Below are 17,001 nucleotides of genomic sequence, written 5' to 3' on the forward strand. Positions count from 1 at the left end.
TCGCCATTGTCGCCGTCATGCGCAAGATGATCACCATCCTCAACGCCATGCTTCGCGACAACACGCCCTGGCAGCCAAAAGCGGCATGATGAAAGACAGTTGCTCACCCCGCTCACGCGGGCAGCTTCCCCGCCCCTGAATGAACGAACTCAAGAACTAGGAATATTGCCCTATTCCGCAAACCCCGCTACGCTGCCCGTCCGACTTTCCACGACGAACCGACGGGAGCGATGCATGAACCAGGAACCGACGCCGCCGCGGGAGATTCCGTTACCGTATGCAAACGTCATCATTCGTCATCATCCGTCAACATGATGTCACGGGGTGGCCGCCTCGTTTCCGTCCGTTTTACGTCCGCCCTGCGTCGGTTTTGACGTGGGTCAATGTGATTGGCGTCCGGTGAAGGCATCTTACCCTCGACACTGGATGATGGAGTCGCATGACGATGCCGGCAATGACACTCTTCGATCCGCTGCTTGGCGAGACCGTGGTGCGTACCGCGCTTCTGGGCACAAATGTCCGGGACGGTTTCTTCCGGGGCGAGGAGTCGCGGAGCAGTCTGCTGGCGCAGCATGCCGACCTGTTGGAGAATCTGGCCCGGAAGAAGCAGGCCGGATGAGTGGGGCCGCGTAAGCGAGCCCGTCGCGTGGCCGCGCCGGTTTCGGCCTTTCCAGCGCCGCCCGGCCGACGATTGGTGCGGCCACGCGCCACCCCTCCAGTAAGCTTTCGTTGTAAGCCTCGACACTGAATCCCCGGCCCGCGACGCGCGCCGGGCTGTTTTCGCGTGCCGGTGCGCCAGCCGCAGTTCGGCGGTTTCCCGGAAAAGCGAAGGCGCCGGGACCGGAGTCCCGACGCCTTCCCGTCGGCGGATTTGAAGCCGCTATCGCGGATCAGCCGCGGCGCGGCTGATCGGCCTGTTCGTCCAGGCCGCCGCTGACACGCACGCCGGTGCCGGCGTACTGCGGTCCAGGCACTTCAGTGCGCAGCGACTGCATCAAGCCGATGCACATGAAGATCATGATCACCGAGAATGGTAGTGCCGCGGTGATCGAGGCGGTCTGCAACGCCGAGAGACCGCCGGCCAACAGAAGCACGGCGGCGACGGCGCCCTCCGACAGGCCCCAGATGATGCGGTGGACCATCGGCGGCTCCGGATCGCCCATCGACAGCAGGGTGTTCACCACCAGCGTGCCGGAGTCGGACGAGGTCACGAAGTAGGTCGCGATCAGGAGCGTCGCCACGGCTGAGAAGATCGTGCCGACAACCCCGACGTCCATCTTGTCGAAGGTGACGTACAGAGCGCTTGTCAGATCCTGGCTGACCGCCTCGGAGATGCCGCCCTCGCCGAAGATCTCGATGTGCAGCGCGGTACCGCCGAACAGCGTGATCCAGACGAACGCCAGCAGCGTCGGCACGATCAGCACGCCGATCACGAAGTCGCGGATCGTGCGGCCGCGGCTGATCCGGGCGATGAACATGCCCACGAACGGCGCCCAGGCGATCCACCAGCCCCAGTAGAAGGCCGTCCACCAGCCCTGCCAAGGCCGGTCCAGGTTGGCGTCCGCCCACATGCTGAGCGGCACCACATGGGCCAGGTAATCGCCCGTGGACTGCAGGAACAGGTTCAAGAGGTAACGCGTAGGCCCGAAGACAATCAGGAACACCAGGATGGCGATCGACAGCCACAGGTTCAGCTCGGACAGGATCTTCACGCCCTTGCCGACGCCGGAAACCACCGAGAGCGTCGCCACCGCCGAGATGATGGCGATCAACAGCAGCATCGCGATGTCATTCGGCGATCGCGTTATCTCGCCGGCATCGTTCGTGACCTCGGTGACAAAAAATCCGACGCCCGTCAGTTCGTAAAGGCCGGTGGCCATCTGCTGCACGCCGAGGCCCAGCGAGGTCGCCACGCCGAACACCGTGCCGAAGATCGCCAGGATGTCGGCGGCGTGGCCGATGGGGCCATAGATCCGCTCGCCGATCAGCGGATACAGCGACGAACGGATGGTCAGCGGCAGCTTACGCCGGTAAGCGAAGTAAGCCAGGGCCAGCCCGACGATCACGTAGATCGCCCAGGGATGCAGACCCCAGTGGAAGAACGTCAGGCGCATCGCCACCTGGGCCGCGCGCGGCGTCTCCGCCGCGATCGACATGCCGTCGCCGATGAAAGGGTTGCCCTGAAAGTGATAGATCGGCTCGGCAATCGACCAGAACACCAGGCCGATACCCATGCCCGCGCCGAATAGCATGGAAAACCACGAGAAATAACCGAACTCGGGTCGTTCGTCGTCGTCGCCCAGCCGGATGTTCCCGAACCGGGAGAACATCAGATAGATCGTAAAGAACAGGAAGATCGCGACAATGCCCAGGTAATACCACTTGAGCGCATGGATCATCCAATCCTTGACCGCCGAGAATACGCCGCCCGCCGTCTCCGTCCATACGGCCGCGAAGATCACCAGTGCGAACACGATGAACTTGGACCACACGGCGACGGTCGGGTTGAGCCCTTTCAGAAAGCCTTTTTCGGCAATCATCGGTCCCCCTCCCTTGCGTCATTGCTTGCGTGGGGACGACGCCCGCGGGAAACGACCTGTAACCCCCCCCCACGGCCGGCGCCCGCCGGTTGCGTTCCTGACGGCAACCGCCCATGACGGACCGGGCTGAACCCCGGATCCTCGGCTGCCGCCCGTTGTGGATACGGCTTGACCCGCATCCGCTCGCGCCCGACCGTCATGAACGGGGCCGGGGCGCCTCTTCGGGGTGTGCGGAAGTCCTTTGATACGATCCGCATATTCCGCACAGGGTCGCACGATAAGGCCCGAATTCAGCAAACAGTTTAGCCGTGGAGACCTTGGATTGGCAAATTGCGACGTGTCGGGACAAGGTGCGATTTCATAGCCTTTCTTTGCGCGTGAGGTCCGAAGCGTGCGGAAAAGGCGACTATGCTTGTTCCCTCCGCTCGATATGGACGCCAGGCCCCCGTCCGGCGACGTTCTCCCCCATCCCGCGTCATTCGACCCGCGCGCTGTGCGAATCCGTGTCCGAATCGGCAGGGAAACCGTCGGTAACGGCAAGGCCGCGCAGATCGTCCTCCGCCCTCGCGCGCGGGATCAGCCCGGCGGAAAGGTTCCAGCCCAGGAAGTCCCAGGACGGCGCAACCCGCACGAAGCGCCGCGTTCCCGCCTTCAGGCGGAAATCGACGCCGTCCTCCGCCGCGGTATCGACCAGGACCTCGTAACGCCCCGGTTCCGCATCGCGGTAGAACACTTCGCCGGGGTGCAGGACGCCGACCTGCGCGCCGTTCACGACGACCTCGGGCGTCACCATCGCCAGCAGCGGGTTTGCCGTCCGGTAGAAGTAGATGCGCCCCAGCCCCGCCGGCGGCGGCGCCAGCGCGGCGGGCGCGGATTCGATGGCGGGACCGTCCGGCGTTCCGCAGGCCGCCGTCGCCAGCACCGCCGCGGCGGCGGCGCATTCGATGGCATGGCGGCGAAGCGTCTTCATCGGCCCTCCCTTCCCGTCCGGCTCCCCTCCCGAACTGTTGCGAGGGAATATGGCAGCAAGCACGCAGTGCTGTGAAGGGGTCGAATGCGCGCCATGCGCGTCTTCGCGCTGCAAAAAAGCACTTGTGGGGCCATCGGCGGCACGTTAGCGTGTGCAACACAAATGATGTCGCAGCGCAGCAATGCCGAAATATTATTGCGTGCGGGACACTATCGTAGGGCGCAATGGTGGAGGGAGTGTGAACATGCAGGAACTGCATGGTTACTACATCGAGGACATCGAGGTCGGCATGACCGACAGCTACGGCAAGACGGTGACCGACGCCGATGTCGTGATGTTCGCCGGCATCTCGGGGGACACCAACCCCGTGCATCTGAACGAGGCCTTCGCGGAGCAGACCCGCTTCAAGGGTCGTATCGCGCACGGGATGCTGGCGGCCAGCTATATCTCCACCGTGCTGGGCACCCGCCTGCCAGGTCCGGGCTGCATCTACATGAGCCAGACGCTGAACTTCCGTGCGCCGGTGAAGGTGGGCGACACCGTCCGCGCCCGCGTCACCGTGACCGAGGTCGACCGCGAGAAGAAGCGCATCAAGGTCGAGACCATCTGCACCGTCGACGACAACGTCGTCCTGGACGGCGAGGCCAAGCTGATGCTGAACAGCCGCGCCGCTGTCGAGGGCAAGCCGAAGGCCGACGCCGAGGCGGGTGCGGTGCCGCCGGCCGCCGGATCGCGTTCGCAGCAGCCCGAAGTCGCCGGGTAGCCTGGCCGCGACGACGGCCGGGCGGCAAGGCATTCGTCCCCGCCGCGCGTTTTCCGGGGGACAATATTCGCGGCTTCGCCCCTACTCTTGCGGCTCCGTCAACGCTATCGTAGCGCCGCCGGCGCACGGCGGGCACCGTTGCCCGACGGCCAGCCCGCTTTTCCGCCGGCGCATGGAACGATAGCTGCAAGCCGAGGTCATGGCCGTTTTCCGCCACACGCACGATCTTCCCGACGACGCGCGCGGCAGCGTTGTCGCCATTGGCAACTTCGACGGCGTCCATCGCGGCCATCAGGCCGTCCTGGCGCACGCGGGCGAGCAGGCCCGCCGGCGCGGCGCCGTGGCGACGGTCTTGACGTTCGAGCCGCACCCGCGCCAGGTCTTCCAGCCGGACCTCGCGCCCTTCCGGCTGTCCTCGTTGCGCACGCGCACGCGCGTCATGGAGGGCCTGGGACTGGAGCACCTTTTCGTCCTGCATTTCGACCTGTCGTTCGCCCGCAAGACGGCGGAAGAGTTCGTCGAGGAAATCCTCGTGCGCGATCTGGCGACGTGCCACGTGGTCGTCGGCGAGGATTTCCGCTTCGGGCACAAGCGCAAGGGGGACATTGCGTTCCTGCGCGAGATGGGCGAGCGCCATGGATTCGGCGTCAGCGCGCTCGGTCCGGTGGCCGACGAGAACGGCCGGATCATCTCCTCCAGCTGCGTGCGCCAGCTTCTGCGCGAGGGACAGCCGCGCGAGGCGGCCCGCCTGCTCGGCCGCCCGTGGGAGGTGGAAGGACGCGTCGATCACGGCGCCAAGCTTGGCCGCGACATCGGCTTTCCCACGGCGAACGTCGCGCTCGCCGATTATCTGGAGCCGGCCCACGGCATTTATGCCGTGCGTGCCGGCGTGGACGAGGGCACGGCGACCCGTTGGCTCGACGGCGTCGCCTATGTCGGCCGCCGCCCGACGGTCGCGGGCGAGGGCGTTCTGCTGGAGACCTACCTGTTCGACGTCAGCCCCGACCTGTATGGACAGCACCTGCGGGTCCGCCTGTTCGAGTTCATCCGCGGCGACCATACCTTCGACAGCCTGGAGGCGCTGCAGGCCCGGATCGCCGAGGACTGCGCCGCCGCGCGCCGGGTGCTGGCCGCGGAACCAAGGCCGGAGGGCCCTGCCGGGGCAGGTTTCGCCGCCGGCGCCACCTGATCGCGGCGTTGCGTGAGAATCATCGAAGAAAAGAGTCGTCGTCGCGCCTGCTGGTCTGGTTATAATTCCAGATGGGTCGGCCGATCGTTGAAGCCTTGCCGGGCTTACGTTCATCCATCGCCGGCCACGGTATCATGCCGGAGCGGCTGGCATGCAGGCTTTGCTGATTGCCGCCATGGTCTGGATCTCGGGGGCGACGGGACTTCCCGTTCCCAATGCCGTGCCGGAGGTAGTCCACGTCACGCCGCGCGAGATGGCGACATTGGCTCACCCGGAAGGCAATTACGATTCGACGATGGCGCGCAGCTATCTTGCTCTCTATCACGCCAAGTCGGGCACCATCCTGCTGCGCCACGGCTGGGACGCGGGCGACCTGCGCGACCGCTCCATCCTGGTGCATGAGCTTGTGCACCACATGCAGGCGACATCCGGGCGGCGGTACCCGTGCCGAGGGGCGCGTGAACGCGTGGCCTACGAGGCACAGGCCGGGTGGCTTGAGGAACGCGGCGGCGACCTGTTCGAGGTGCTGGGCCTGAACGGCCTGTTCTACCATGCGCTGACGCGGTGCTGACGGGCGCGCGGGGGTGCAGGCCGCACATTACTCCGCTGCTTCCCCGGCGGCCGCTTCGCCGATGCCGCTGCCTTCCAGCGGCGTGTAACCCCATAGATGGGCTGGCGGGACGTTGGCGAAGGCGAGCCCGAGGCGCTTGCCCGAGAGCTTCAGCGGCGCCGTCGGCAGTGGCGAGGCCAGCGAGTAAGTGTACTGCAGGAGTTGGCCGTCCGCGCGCATGGCGGCGAAACACTGGCCGATGAACTGCCGCTGCTTTTCCAGGGGGAACTGCAGGGCGGGAATGCCCGAGATCACCGTATCCACCTTGCCGATCGAGTCACGCGGCAGAATGTCGTACGGGCGGCTGGCGTCGCCCTCGATCACCGTCGCGCTGGGAAAGCGTCGGCGTAGATAGGCGACAAGGTCGCGGTCCAGCTCGATCAGGACCAGCCGGCCCTCGTCCAGGCCGGCCTCCACAAGTGCACGCGTCACGGTTCCGGTGCCCGCGCCCAGTTCGACCACGGTGTCGTCCGGCGAGGTGACCGCGTTCCGCGCCACCAGGCGCGCCAGGGCCCGTGAACTTGGCATGATCGCCCCGACGCGCAACGGATGGGCCAGCCACCGGCGCAGGAAAAGGCCGATCTCCGTGGTCTGCGAGGTCATCACATGCCCCCCGGAAGAATGCAGCGAAAGGCGCGGTTCGCAACGACGTGACGACTGCATACATAGTTAGGGATATTGATTTCACCAGTATGACACTGGCCGTCAAGAGACGGAAATGTGTTGCCCGCAAGCCTTTGCCTTGACCGTGGGCGGCGCGTTGCTACATTCGCGCGGCCCGCCGTCGGGACGCGTTTTTCCGTGCGTCGGCCGGCTTTTCGATCGTGCGGGATCGCATTCAAGGTGAATCGTCATGAGCGTCGACTATAAATCGACCGTCTTCCTGCCACGCGCCGACAGCTTTCCGATGCGCGCGCGCCTGCCCCAGCGCGAGCCGGAAACCCTGCGCGCGTGGGAGGATATGGACCTCTTCGCAAAGGTGCGGGAGGTGTCCGAGGGACGCGAGAAATACATCCTGCACGACGGCCCGCCGTACGCGAACGGCCATCTGCACATGGGCCATGCGCTCAACAAGATCCTGAAGGATGTCATCAACCGTGGCATGCAAATGCTGGGCTACGACGCCCATTACGTGCCCGGCTGGGACTGCCACGGCCTGCCCATCGAGTGGAAGGTGGAGGAAGGCTATCGCGCGCAGGGCCGCGACAAGGACAAGGTGCCCGTCACCGAGTTCCGGCGCGAGTGCCGCGAGTTCGCCGACAAGTGGATCGGCATCCAGATCGAGGAGTTCAAGCGCCTGGGCGTCCTGGGCAACTGGGAAAAGCCCTATACGACCATGAGCTACGATGCCGAGGCGCAGATCGTGCGCGAGCTTGGCAAGTTCCTGGTCGGCGGCGGCCTCTATCGCGGCGCCCGTCCGGTCCTTTGGTCGGTGGCGGAGAAGACGGCCCTGGCCGACGCGGAGGTAGAATACCACGACCACACCTCCCACACGATCTGGGTGCGTTTCCCGGTCGTGCAGGCCGGTGCGCCGGCGCTGGACGGCGCCAGGATCCTGATCTGGACGACGACGCCGTGGACCATCCCCGGCAACCGCGCCGTCGCCTTCTCGCCGAATTCCACCTACGTCGTCATCCAGGTGAAGGCTGCCGGCGAGAACGATCTGGTTGTGCCCGGCGAGCGGCTGGCGGTGGCGAAAGACCTGCTGGAGCAGGTGGCGCACGACGCGAAGCTGACGGATTACGAGGTGGTCGCCGAGCTGTCGGCCGCCGAGCTTGAGGGCACGGTCTGCGCCCACCCGCTGCGCGGCCAGGGCTACGAGTTCGACGTGCCGGTGCTGCCGGGCGACTTCGTGACGATGGAACAGGGCACCGGGTTCGTCCACGTCGGTCCGGGCCACGGCACCGACGACTGGCTGCTTGCGCGCAAGCACGGGCTGGAAATCCCCGAGAACGTGGACGACGACAGCGTCTTCCGCGACAACGTCCCGCTTTTCGCCGGGACGCGGATCTACAAGCCCGACGGCAAGGAAGGCGACGCCAACGCCCGCATCATCGAGGTGTTGAAGGGCGCCGGCGCGTTGATGCAGCAGGGCCGGCAGCGCCACAGCTATCCGCATTCCTGGCGCTCCAAGGCGCCGCTGATCCACCGGGTGACGCCGCAGTGGTTCATTTCGATGGACACGAACGGTCTGCGCGACAAGGCGCTGGCGGCCATCGACGAGACCGACTTCTATCCGCCGGCCGGCAAGGCGCGGCTGCGCTCGATGATCGAAACCCGCCCGGACTGGTGCGTCTCGCGCCAGCGCTGGTGGGGCGTACCGCTGCCGCTGTTCGTCGACCGCAAGACCGGCGAGCCGCTGCGCGATCCGGCAGTGATCGAGCGAATCGCCCAGGCGTTCGAGCAGGAAGGCGGCGATGCCTGGTTCGACAGCGATCCGAAGCGCTTCCTGGGCGACGACTACGACCCGGCCGACTACGAGCAGGTGCGCGACATCGTCGAGGTCTGGTTCGACAGCGGCTCCACCCACGCCTTCGTTCTGGAGGCGCGGCCGGAACTGAAGTGGCCGGCCTCGCTCTACCTCGAAGGCTCGGACCAGCATCGCGGCTGGTTCCATACCTCGCTGCTGGAGTCGGCCGGCACGCGCGGGCGCGCACCCTTCGACGGGGTGTTGACCCACGGCTTCGTGCTGGACGCCAAGGGTCACAAGATGTCGAAGTCGCTGGGCAACGTGATCGCCCCGCAGGACGTGATGAGCGAGAAGGGCGCGGACATCCTGCGGCTGTGGGTCGTCGCCTCGGACTACAGCGAGGACCTGCGCATTGGCGAGGAGATCCTGCGCTATCAGGTCGACGCCTATCGCCGACTGCGCAACACGCTGCGCTACCTGATCGGCAACCTGGCCGATTTCGCGGGGGAGGAGCGCCTGCCGGAGTCGGAGATGCCCGAGCTGGAGCGTTGGGTCCTGCACCGGATGGCCGAGCTGGATAGCGTGGTGCGCGAGGGCTGCCGCCGCTACGACTACATGACCATCTACCGGGAGCTGTATCACTTCTGCGCCGTCGACCTTTCGGCCTTCTACTTCGACGTCCGCAAGGACAGCCTGTACTGCGACCGCCCGGATTCGACGCGCCGCCGGGCCTGCCGGACGGTGCTGGACAAGCTGTTCGACTGCCTGACGGCGTGGCTTGCACCGATCACCTGCTTCACCGCCGAAGAGGCCTGGTGGGCGCGCGGCGGCGGACCGGAGGAAAGCGTGCACCTGCGCACCTTCCCCGAAGTCCCGGCGGGCTGGCGCGACGCCGGCTTGCAGGCGAAGTGGGACAAGGTGCGCCGCGTGCGCCGCGTGGTCACCGGCGCGCTGGAGTTGGAGCGGGCGGAGAAGCGCATCGGCTCCAGCCTGCAGGCGCACCCGACGGTTCATATCGCCGATTCCGAACTGGCGGAGGCGGTGGCCGATGTCGACCTGGCCGAGATCTGCATCACCTCGGCTGTGACGGTGTCCGGCGAGCCGGCGCCCGCCGGCGCCTTCACCCTGGACGACGTGCCGGGCGTGGCCGTGGTGCCGGAACTGGCGGAGGGCAGCAAGTGCCAGCGCTGCTGGCAGGTCCTGCCGGATGTCGGACGGGATGCGGCGGCGCCCGACACCTGCGGGCGCTGCGCCGATGCGGTGAAGCATCTCGGCGTGGCGGTCGGGTAAGGCCGGCCGGCGGGATGCTACGTCTGGCGCTTATCGTCGCGGGGGCGGTTCTGGTTTCGGATCAAGTCACGAAGTGGCTGATCCTGGCCAAGGTGATGGATCCACCACGCATCATCGAGGTGACCGGATTCTTCAACCTCGTGCTGGTCTGGAACCGCGGCATCAGCTTCGGCTTGCTGGGAAATTCGGCGGGCTGGCAGTCCTGGGTGCTGGCGGCTTTCGGCGCTGTGGTCGCCGGGGGTCTTCTTGTGTGGCTGCATCGCGCGGTGCAAGGGCTGTTGCCGAGCCTGGGCATAGGCCTCATTGTCGGCGGCGCGCTCGGCAACGTGATCGACCGGCTGCGGTTCGGCGCGGTGGTGGACTTTCTGGATTTCCACGTGGGCGGCTGGCATTGGCCGGCCTTTAATGTGGCCGACAGCGCCATCACGATAGGTGTCGCGATGCTTGTATTGGACGCCATCTTGCACGATCGGGCGGAAAAAGCATAAATATGTCCAGCCTTGTATTGGGGATGACGGGCGAATGATTTCGGTGCGATTGCGACACACGGCCCTTGTGGCTGTCGGCTGCCTGGCGCTGGCCGTCTCTGGTTGCGACAAGGTTCGCGATCAGCTTGGCATGAACAAGAACCCGCCCGATGAGTTCCGGGTGGTCTCTCGTGCTCCGCTCAGCCTGCCGCCGGAGTATCAGCTTCGGCCCCCGCAGCCCGGCTCGACCAGGCCGCAGGAGGGCACGCCGCGGCAGCAGGCCTCGCAGACCGTGTTCGGCCGCGACGACGACTCGAACCGACCCTCCTATCAGGACGCACCCGGCCTGTCCCAGGGCGAGAAGGCTCTGCTTGGCCGCGCCGGTGCCGACAATGCGCCGAACGACATCCGTCAGCTTGTCGACGCCGAGACACGCCAGATGAACGAGGAGGCGCAAAGCTTCGTCGACACGCTGGTGTTCTGGCGCGATCCGCAACGGCCGGAAGAGCTCGTGGATGCCCAGGAGGAGGCCCGCCGCCTGCAGGAGAATGCCGCGTTGGGCGAAAACGTCACCCAGGGCGACACGCCGACCATCGAGCGCAAGGAGCGGGGCCTGCTGGAAGGCATCTTCTAGCCGCTTTCGCCAGGCTGGTTCCGCCGGCGCTTGCCGGCGGGCGGCCATCCACGAACGCTTCGTCATGAAGTTGCCTTGGTTTCGTGGCCTGCTGCCGCGTTGCCCTTTGCCGCCGTCGGCGCCATATTGCCGGTGGCGGTGCTTTCATCATGCGCGAAACGGGAGTTCCGATGCCGCGAATTCGCTTGCTTCCGGCCAGTGTGACCGCGGTGGCCGTGGCGCTGGCCGTGGTCGTGCTCTCCATTGCCGCGCCACAGGCGGCGCGCGCCCGGATATTCGACCCCACCACTTTCACCCTCGACAACGGCCTTCAGGTCGTGGTGGTCACCAACCGCCGCGCACCGATCGTGACCCAGATGCTGTGGTACAAGGTCGGCAGCGCCGACGAGCCGCGCGGCAAGTCCGGGCTGGCGCACGTGTTGGAACATCTGATGTTCAAGGGCACGGAGCAGTATCCGGACGGACAGTTCTCCGAAATCGTCGCGCGCAACGGCGGGCGGGAGAACGCCTTCACCAGCTATGACTACACCGGCTACTACCAGAGCGTGGCGCGCGACCGGCTTGAGCTGATCATGAAGCTGGAAGCCGACCGCATGGAGAACCTGGCGCTCACGCCCGAGCAGGTGCGCACCGAAAGCATGGTGGTGCTGGAGGAGCGCCATCAGCGCGTCGGCAACGACCCGGCCTCCAAGCTCTCGGAGATGACCTCGGCCTCGCTCTACCTTCACCATCCCTACGGCACGCCGATCATTGGCTGGGAGAACGAGCTGAAGAGCATCACGCTGGAAGACGCGAAAGCATACTATGAGCGCTGGTACGCCCCCAACAACGCGGTGCTGATCGTCGCCGGCGACGTGACCGCGGACGAGGTGCGTCCGCTCGCCGAGAAGTACTATGGGCCGATCCCGCGCGCGGATACACCTGCTCGCCAGCGTGTGCAGGAGCCGGAGCAGAGCGCGCCGCGCCGCGTCGAGCTGGAAAGCGCGCAGGTCGGGCAGCCGCAGGTCGCCATCCGCTATCTCGCACCCAGCTATCGCACCGACGAGGACGGCTCCGCCTATGCGCTGGAAGTGTTGAGCGAGGTTCTGGGCGGCGGTCCGACGAGCCGTCTTTACCGCGCGCTGGTGGTCGAGCAGGCCGTCGCCGCGTCCGCCGGAAGCTGGTACAGCCCCGAGCGATGGGACACGACGAACTTCGGTTTCTACATCACGCCGCGTCAGGACATTGACATCGACAAGGCCGAGGACGCCCTGCGCGCCGAGATCGAGGCGTTGCTGAAGGACGGCGTGAACGCCGAGGAGATCGAGGACGCCAAGCAGCGGCTGCGCGCCAACGCGGTCTACGCCCGCGACAGCGTGTTCAACGCGCCGCGCATCTTCGGCCGCGCGCTCACCACCGGGCAAAGCGTGGCCGACGTCGAGGCGTGGCCGGAACGCATCGCCGAGGTGACGCCGGAGGACGTGGAGAAGGCGGCCCGGCAGGTGCTGCGGCCCGATCACTCCGTCACCTCCGTACTCAAGTCGAAGCCGACAAGCTAGGGAGCCGCGAGAAATGAGCTTGCGCATTCGCGCGACCGCCCTGATCGCGGGGCTGGTCCTGGCCGCATTCGCCGCAACCTCCGCCCGCGCCGTCGAGGTGCGGCGTGTCGTCTCCGACGGCGGTATCGAGGCGTGGCTGGTGGAGGACCACTCCAACCCCATCGTGTCGCTGGAGCTCGCGTTCCGGGGCGGGGCATCGCTGGACCCGGAGGGCAAGGCCGGCCTTGCCAACGTCGTATCGGGCCTGCTGGACGAGGGGGCCGGCGACCTGGACAGCCAGGCATTCCAACGGAAGCTGGCCGAGGACGCCATCAAGCTGTCATTCGACGTCGGCCGGGATTCCTTCCGCGGGTCCCTGCAGACGATGAAGGAGAACCTGGACAAGGCGATCGGGCTGCTTTCCCTGTCATTGGCGCAACCCCGCTTCGACGAGGAGCCGATCCGCCGCATCAAGAGCCAAATCCTGGCAAATTTGGCGCGCAAGTCGCAGGACCCCTCGTCCATCGCCAACCGGACGCTGGACCGCGTCGTCTTTCCCGACCATCCCTATGGCCGGCCCGTGGAGGGGACGCAGGACAGCGTAAAGGCGGTGACCCGTGCGGATATGCAGGAATTCGCCGCCACCCGCTTCGCCCGCGACCGGCTTGTGGTCGGCGTCGCCGGCGACATCACGCCGGCCGAACTGAAGCCCCTGCTGGACAAGGCTTTCGGCGACCTGCCGGAAAGCAACGGCGACTTGCCGCCCGTGCCCGAGGTCGAGGCCAGGGGCGAGGGCGATATCGTGGTGATCGAGGAGCCGGTGCCGCAGTCCTGGATCGCTTTCGCCCACAACGGCATCCGCCGCGACGACCCGGACTATTACGCCGCGAACCTCGTGGAGTATGTTCTTGGCGGCGGCAGTTTCGCCTCGCGCCTCTACGAAGAGGTACGCGAAAAGCGGGGATTGGTCTATTCGATCTATACCTACCTGCAGCCGATGGACCACGGTGCGCTGGTCGCCGGGGGGCTTGGCACGTCCAACGCCTCGGTGGGCCAGGCGCTGTCCGTGGTGCGTGAGGAATGGCGCCGCATGGCCGAAGAAGGCCCGACGGCGGAAGAGCTGGCGGATGCCAAGACCTACATGACCGGCTCGTTCCCGCTGCGCCTGTCGAGCACCGGCAGCATCGCCGGCATCCTGACCGCCATGCAGCTTGAGAATCTCGGCATCGACTATATCGACCGCCGCAAGGAGCTGATCGAGAAGGTGACACTGGAGCAGGCACGCCGCGTCGCCTCTGAGCTTCTGAACCCCGATAATCTTGCGGTCGTCGTTGTCGGAAAGCCGGAGGGCGTCGAGGCCACGCGTCCCGCACCCGGCGGGAGAAGTTAGCCATTCCGCGCCGCACCCGCATGGAGCGGCGGGCGCGACTCTGGTAGATTGGGCGGCATCGTGAGCGCACCGTATCTCCATGACGTGACCGCCTGCTTCGCCGAACGAATCGGCGAGGGCGGTCTGACGAAAGACGCCTATGCGCGCCTTCTGCACGGCTGCGGCCCTGCGCTGGAGCAGCTTCGCAGGGCGCGTGCGGACGGCGCGCTGCCATTCCTGACACTTCCGTCCCGGCGCGACGACCTGGGGCCGCTGGCGACGCTTGCCGCACGGTATCGCGGCGCGTTCGACGACGTCGTCGTGCTGGGCACCGGCGGCTCCTCGTTGGGCGGGCAAGCCATCGCGGCGCTGGCCGACCGGGGTTTCGGCCCGCCGGTGGGCAGCCCGCGCGTGCACTTCCTGGACAACGTCGACCCGGACACCTTCCAGGCGCTCTTTGCCGCCGTCGATCCCGCCCGCACCGGCGTCTTCGCGATCTCGAAGTCCGGCGGGACGGCGGAGACGCTGTGTCAGCTTGCCGTCGTCATCGATCGTCTGCGCGCGGCCTTGGGCGAGGACGCGCTGAAGCGCCACGTCGCGGTGATGACGGAGCCGAAGGACAGCCCGCTTTCCCGCATCGCCGAGCGTTTCAGCCTGCCGCATATCGACCACGATCCGGGCCTGGGCGGGCGTTTCTCGGTGCTGTCCACGGGCATGCTGCCGGCGCTGCTGCTGGGCCTCGACACGGCGGCGCTGCGCACCGGCGCGGCGGCGGTGCTGGAACAGGCCCTGGAGGCGAAGGATGCGGCCGGCGCGGCACCCGCCGTCGGCGCGGCGATCCAGGTGGGCCTTGCCAACGAGCGCATGGTCTCGCAGTCGGTGCTGATGCCCTATTGCGACCGGCTGTTCTGGTTTGCCCGCTGGTACCGGCAGTTGTGGGCGGAAAGCCTGGGCAAGGAAGGCAACGGCACGACGCCCGTCGATGCGCTGGGCACGGTGGATCAGCACAGCCAGTTGCAGCTTTACCTGGACGGTCCGGCGGACAAGCTCTTCACCCTTGTCGATGCCGGGATGGCCGAGGCGGGACGCCCGGTCGATCCGGATATCCTCGACCACCCGGAGACGGGCTATCTGCAGGGTCGCACCATGGGCGAGCTGTTCACCGCCGAGTCGCGCGCGACGGCGGAGACCCTGATCGGCTACGGCCGGCCGGTGCGCCAGATCCGGGTGGAGCGGCTGGACGAGGGCACCTTGGGCGCGCTGTTCATGCATTTCATGCTGGAAACCGCCATCGCGGCGCATCTCATGGGCGTCAATGCCTATGACCAGCCGGCGGTGGAGGACGGCAAGCGCCTGACGCGCCGATACCTGCAGGGAGAGGGCGTGTCGTGAGCCTGCGTCGCCTGCCCGACGGCCTGATCAACCGCATCGCCGCCGGCGAGGTTGTCGAGCGGCCGGCGGCGGCGGTGAAGGAGCTGGTGGAAAACGCGCTGGACGCCGGCGCGCGGCAGGTGGACGTCTCCCTGCGCGACGGCGGCCGGGCGGCCATCGTGGTGCAGGACGACGGCCGGGGCATGACGCCGGAGGAACTGGACCTCGCGGTCGAGCGGCATTGCACGTCGAAGCTGGACGGCGACGATCTGGTGAACATCGCCTCCCTGGGCTTCCGGGGCGAGGCGCTGCCGTCCATCGGCGCGGTCGCGCGCCTCACCGTGACCAGCCGTGCCAGTGGCGCCAACGAGGCCTGGCAGATCGCGGTGGAAGGCGGCGCCAAGGGCGAACCGGCGCCGGCGGCCCTTCCCAAGGGCACGCGGGTGGAGGTGCGGGATCTGTTCTATGCCACGCCCGCGCGCCTGAAGTTCCTGAAGCAGCCGCGTACCGAGACGCAGCACGTCGTCGACGCGATGCAGCGACTGGCGATGGCGCACCCGCACGTCGGCTTCACCGTCAAGGAAGGCGAGCGAACGCTGCTGCGCCTGCCGTCCGCCGACGGCGAGCTGTTCGAGGCCCGGCTGACGCGGCTGTCCGGCGTCATAGGCCGGGAATTCGCGCAGAACGCCCTGGCCATCGACGCCACGCGGGAGGACCTGCGCCTCACCGGGCACATCGCGCTGCCCACGCTGAACCGCGCGAATGCGCAGATGCAGTACCTCTTCGTCAACGGCCGCCCGGTGAAGGACAGGCTGCTGCACGGCGCCATCCGGGGCGCCTATCAAGACCTGCTGGCGCGCGACCGGCATCCGCTGGTGGCACTGTTCCTGGCGTGTCCGGCGGCGGCGGTGGACGTGAACGTCCATCCGGCGAAGGCGGAAGTCCGCTTCCGCGATCCGGGCCTCGTGCGCGGCCTGATCGTCAGCGCCTGCAAGCACGCCCTGGCGGGCGCCGGGCACCGCGCCTCGACGACGGTGGGCGAGGCCGCGCTCGGCGCGTTCCAGCCGCGCCAGGGACCGCAGGCCGGTGGTGGGGGAGGCGCTGGTCCATCCTACGCCTACCGCCCGGCGCAGCCCTATTCCGGCGGCTATGCGGGTGCGGGGATGGCGGAGGCCGCGGCGGCCTACCACGCGCCGCTGCCGGGCCTGGATGCCCAGCCCTCGGCGCGGGCGGAGGTGGAGCCGGATGCGGCGGCGCAGGCTGTGGCGGAGGGCGCCGTGGACGTCACCGCGCATCCCCTGGGTGCGGCACGGGCGCAACTGCATGAGAACTACGTCGTCGCGCAGACCGGCGACGGCATCGTCATCGTCGACCAGCACGCCGCGCACGAGCGTCTGGTGTATGAGCGGATGAAAAGCCAGCTTGCCGAGCGTGGCGTCGCCCGACAGATGCTGCTGATTCCCGAGGTCGTGGAGATGGACGAGCCGGCGGCGGAACGCCTCGCCGCGCGCGCCGGGGAGCTTGCCGACCTGGGCCTCGTCATCGAATCCTTTGGCGGCGGCGCGCTTGTCGTGCGCGAAGTGCCGGCACTGCTGGGCGAGCCCGACGTGCAGGGCCTGCTGCGCGACCTGGCGGACGAGCTGGCCGAACTGGACCAGACGCTCTCCCTGAAAGAGCGGCTGGAAGAGGTCTGCTCCACCATGGCCTGCCACGGCTCCGTGCGCTCCGGCCGCCGCCTGACGGTGGAGGAAATGAACGCCCTGCTGCGGCAGATGGAAGCCACGCCCTACGCCGGCCAGTGCAACCACGGCCGGCCGACCTACGTCGAACTGAAACTGGCCGACATCGAAAAGCTCTTCGGCCGCCGGTAG

13 protein-coding genes and 1 pseudogene are annotated in these 17,001 nt (G+C 67.3%); 11 read left to right on the top strand and 3 right to left on the bottom strand.

What is annotated here, in order from left to right:
• Positions 1 to 439: 439 nt before the first annotated feature.
• On the top strand, positions 440 to 619 hold the full coding sequence (locus DRB17_RS17500; RefSeq protein ID WP_114583528.1) for a hypothetical protein: 180 nt from the start codon (positions 440 to 442) through the stop codon (positions 617 to 619).
• A gap of 271 nt (positions 620 to 890) precedes the next feature.
• On the opposite strand, the gene DRB17_RS17505 is transcribed toward DRB17_RS17500, so the two are convergent.
• Together DRB17_RS17505 and DRB17_RS17510 are read right to left on the bottom strand one after the other, a co-directional pair.
• On the bottom strand, positions 891 to 2,540 hold the full coding sequence (locus tag DRB17_RS17505) for a BCCT family transporter (RefSeq protein ID WP_114583529.1): 1,650 nt from the start codon (positions 2,538 to 2,540) through the stop codon (positions 891 to 893).
• A gap of 475 nt (positions 2,541 to 3,015) precedes the next feature.
• Positions 3,016 to 3,510 carry a DUF2846 domain-containing protein gene (locus DRB17_RS17510; protein WP_114583530.1) on the bottom strand — a complete coding sequence of 165 codons (495 nt, stop codon included), beginning with the start codon at positions 3,508 to 3,510 and terminating at the stop codon, positions 3,016 to 3,018.
• Positions 3,511 to 3,754: 244 nt separating this feature from the next.
• Between DRB17_RS17510 and DRB17_RS17515 the strand changes: the two are divergent.
• The 3 genes and pseudogenes from DRB17_RS17515 to DRB17_RS17525 form a co-directional block, all read left to right on the top strand.
• Positions 3,755 to 4,177: pseudogene (locus DRB17_RS17515) on the top strand (MaoC family dehydratase); the annotation flags it as partial.
• A gap of 295 nt (positions 4,178 to 4,472) precedes the next feature.
• Positions 4,473 to 5,462: a bifunctional riboflavin kinase/FAD synthetase gene (locus tag DRB17_RS17520; RefSeq protein ID WP_114583532.1), complete on the top strand. Its 990-nt coding sequence runs from the start codon at positions 4,473 to 4,475 to the stop codon at positions 5,460 to 5,462.
• A gap of 151 nt (positions 5,463 to 5,613) precedes the next feature.
• Positions 5,614 to 6,033, top strand: a complete 420-nt coding sequence (locus tag DRB17_RS17525; RefSeq protein WP_114583533.1) for a DUF6647 family protein — start codon at positions 5,614 to 5,616, stop codon at positions 6,031 to 6,033.
• Positions 6,034 to 6,060: 27 nt separating this feature from the next.
• On the opposite strand, the gene DRB17_RS17530 is transcribed toward DRB17_RS17525, so the two are convergent.
• On the bottom strand, positions 6,061 to 6,675 hold the full coding sequence (locus DRB17_RS17530) for a class I SAM-dependent methyltransferase (RefSeq protein ID WP_161958881.1): 615 nt from the start codon (positions 6,673 to 6,675) through the stop codon (positions 6,061 to 6,063).
• A 250-nt stretch (positions 6,676 to 6,925) separates the two neighbouring features.
• Between DRB17_RS17530 and ileS the strand changes: the two genes are divergently transcribed.
• From ileS to mutL, 7 genes are all read left to right on the top strand, one after another.
• On the top strand, positions 6,926 to 9,772 hold the full coding sequence (gene ileS, locus DRB17_RS17535; RefSeq protein ID WP_114583535.1) for an isoleucine--tRNA ligase: 2,847 nt from the start codon (positions 6,926 to 6,928) through the stop codon (positions 9,770 to 9,772).
• 14 nt (positions 9,773 to 9,786) lie between these two features.
• Positions 9,787 to 10,260: a signal peptidase II gene (lspA, locus tag DRB17_RS17540; RefSeq protein WP_114583536.1), complete on the top strand. Its 474-nt coding sequence runs from the start codon at positions 9,787 to 9,789 to the stop codon at positions 10,258 to 10,260.
• A 34-nt stretch (positions 10,261 to 10,294) separates the two neighbouring features.
• Complete coding sequence (locus tag DRB17_RS17545) at positions 10,295 to 10,873, top strand: DUF3035 domain-containing protein (protein WP_114583537.1); 579 nt, start codon at positions 10,295 to 10,297, stop codon at positions 10,871 to 10,873.
• 170 nt (positions 10,874 to 11,043) lie between these two features.
• Positions 11,044 to 12,411, top strand: coding sequence for a M16 family metallopeptidase (locus DRB17_RS17550; RefSeq protein WP_114583538.1), 1,368 nt, complete (start codon positions 11,044 to 11,046; stop codon positions 12,409 to 12,411).
• A 13-nt stretch (positions 12,412 to 12,424) separates the two neighbouring features.
• Positions 12,425 to 13,780 carry a M16 family metallopeptidase gene (locus DRB17_RS17555; protein WP_114583539.1) on the top strand — a complete coding sequence of 452 codons (1,356 nt, stop codon included), beginning with the start codon at positions 12,425 to 12,427 and terminating at the stop codon, positions 13,778 to 13,780.
• 60 nt (positions 13,781 to 13,840) lie between these two features.
• Positions 13,841 to 15,151 (top strand): glucose-6-phosphate isomerase, encoded by a 1,311-nt coding sequence (locus tag DRB17_RS17560; RefSeq protein ID WP_206607933.1) that lies wholly within the window; start codon positions 13,841 to 13,843, stop codon positions 15,149 to 15,151.
• Positions 15,148 to 17,001, top strand: a complete 1,854-nt coding sequence (gene mutL / locus DRB17_RS17565; RefSeq protein ID WP_114583540.1) for a DNA mismatch repair endonuclease MutL — start codon at positions 15,148 to 15,150, stop codon at positions 16,999 to 17,001. Before DRB17_RS17560 ends, mutL begins: the two co-directional genes overlap by 4 nt.

Source organism: Ferruginivarius sediminum (genome assembly GCF_003344765.1).
Classification (GTDB): domain Bacteria; phylum Pseudomonadota; class Alphaproteobacteria; order Kiloniellales; family Rhodovibrionaceae; genus Ferruginivarius; species Ferruginivarius sediminum.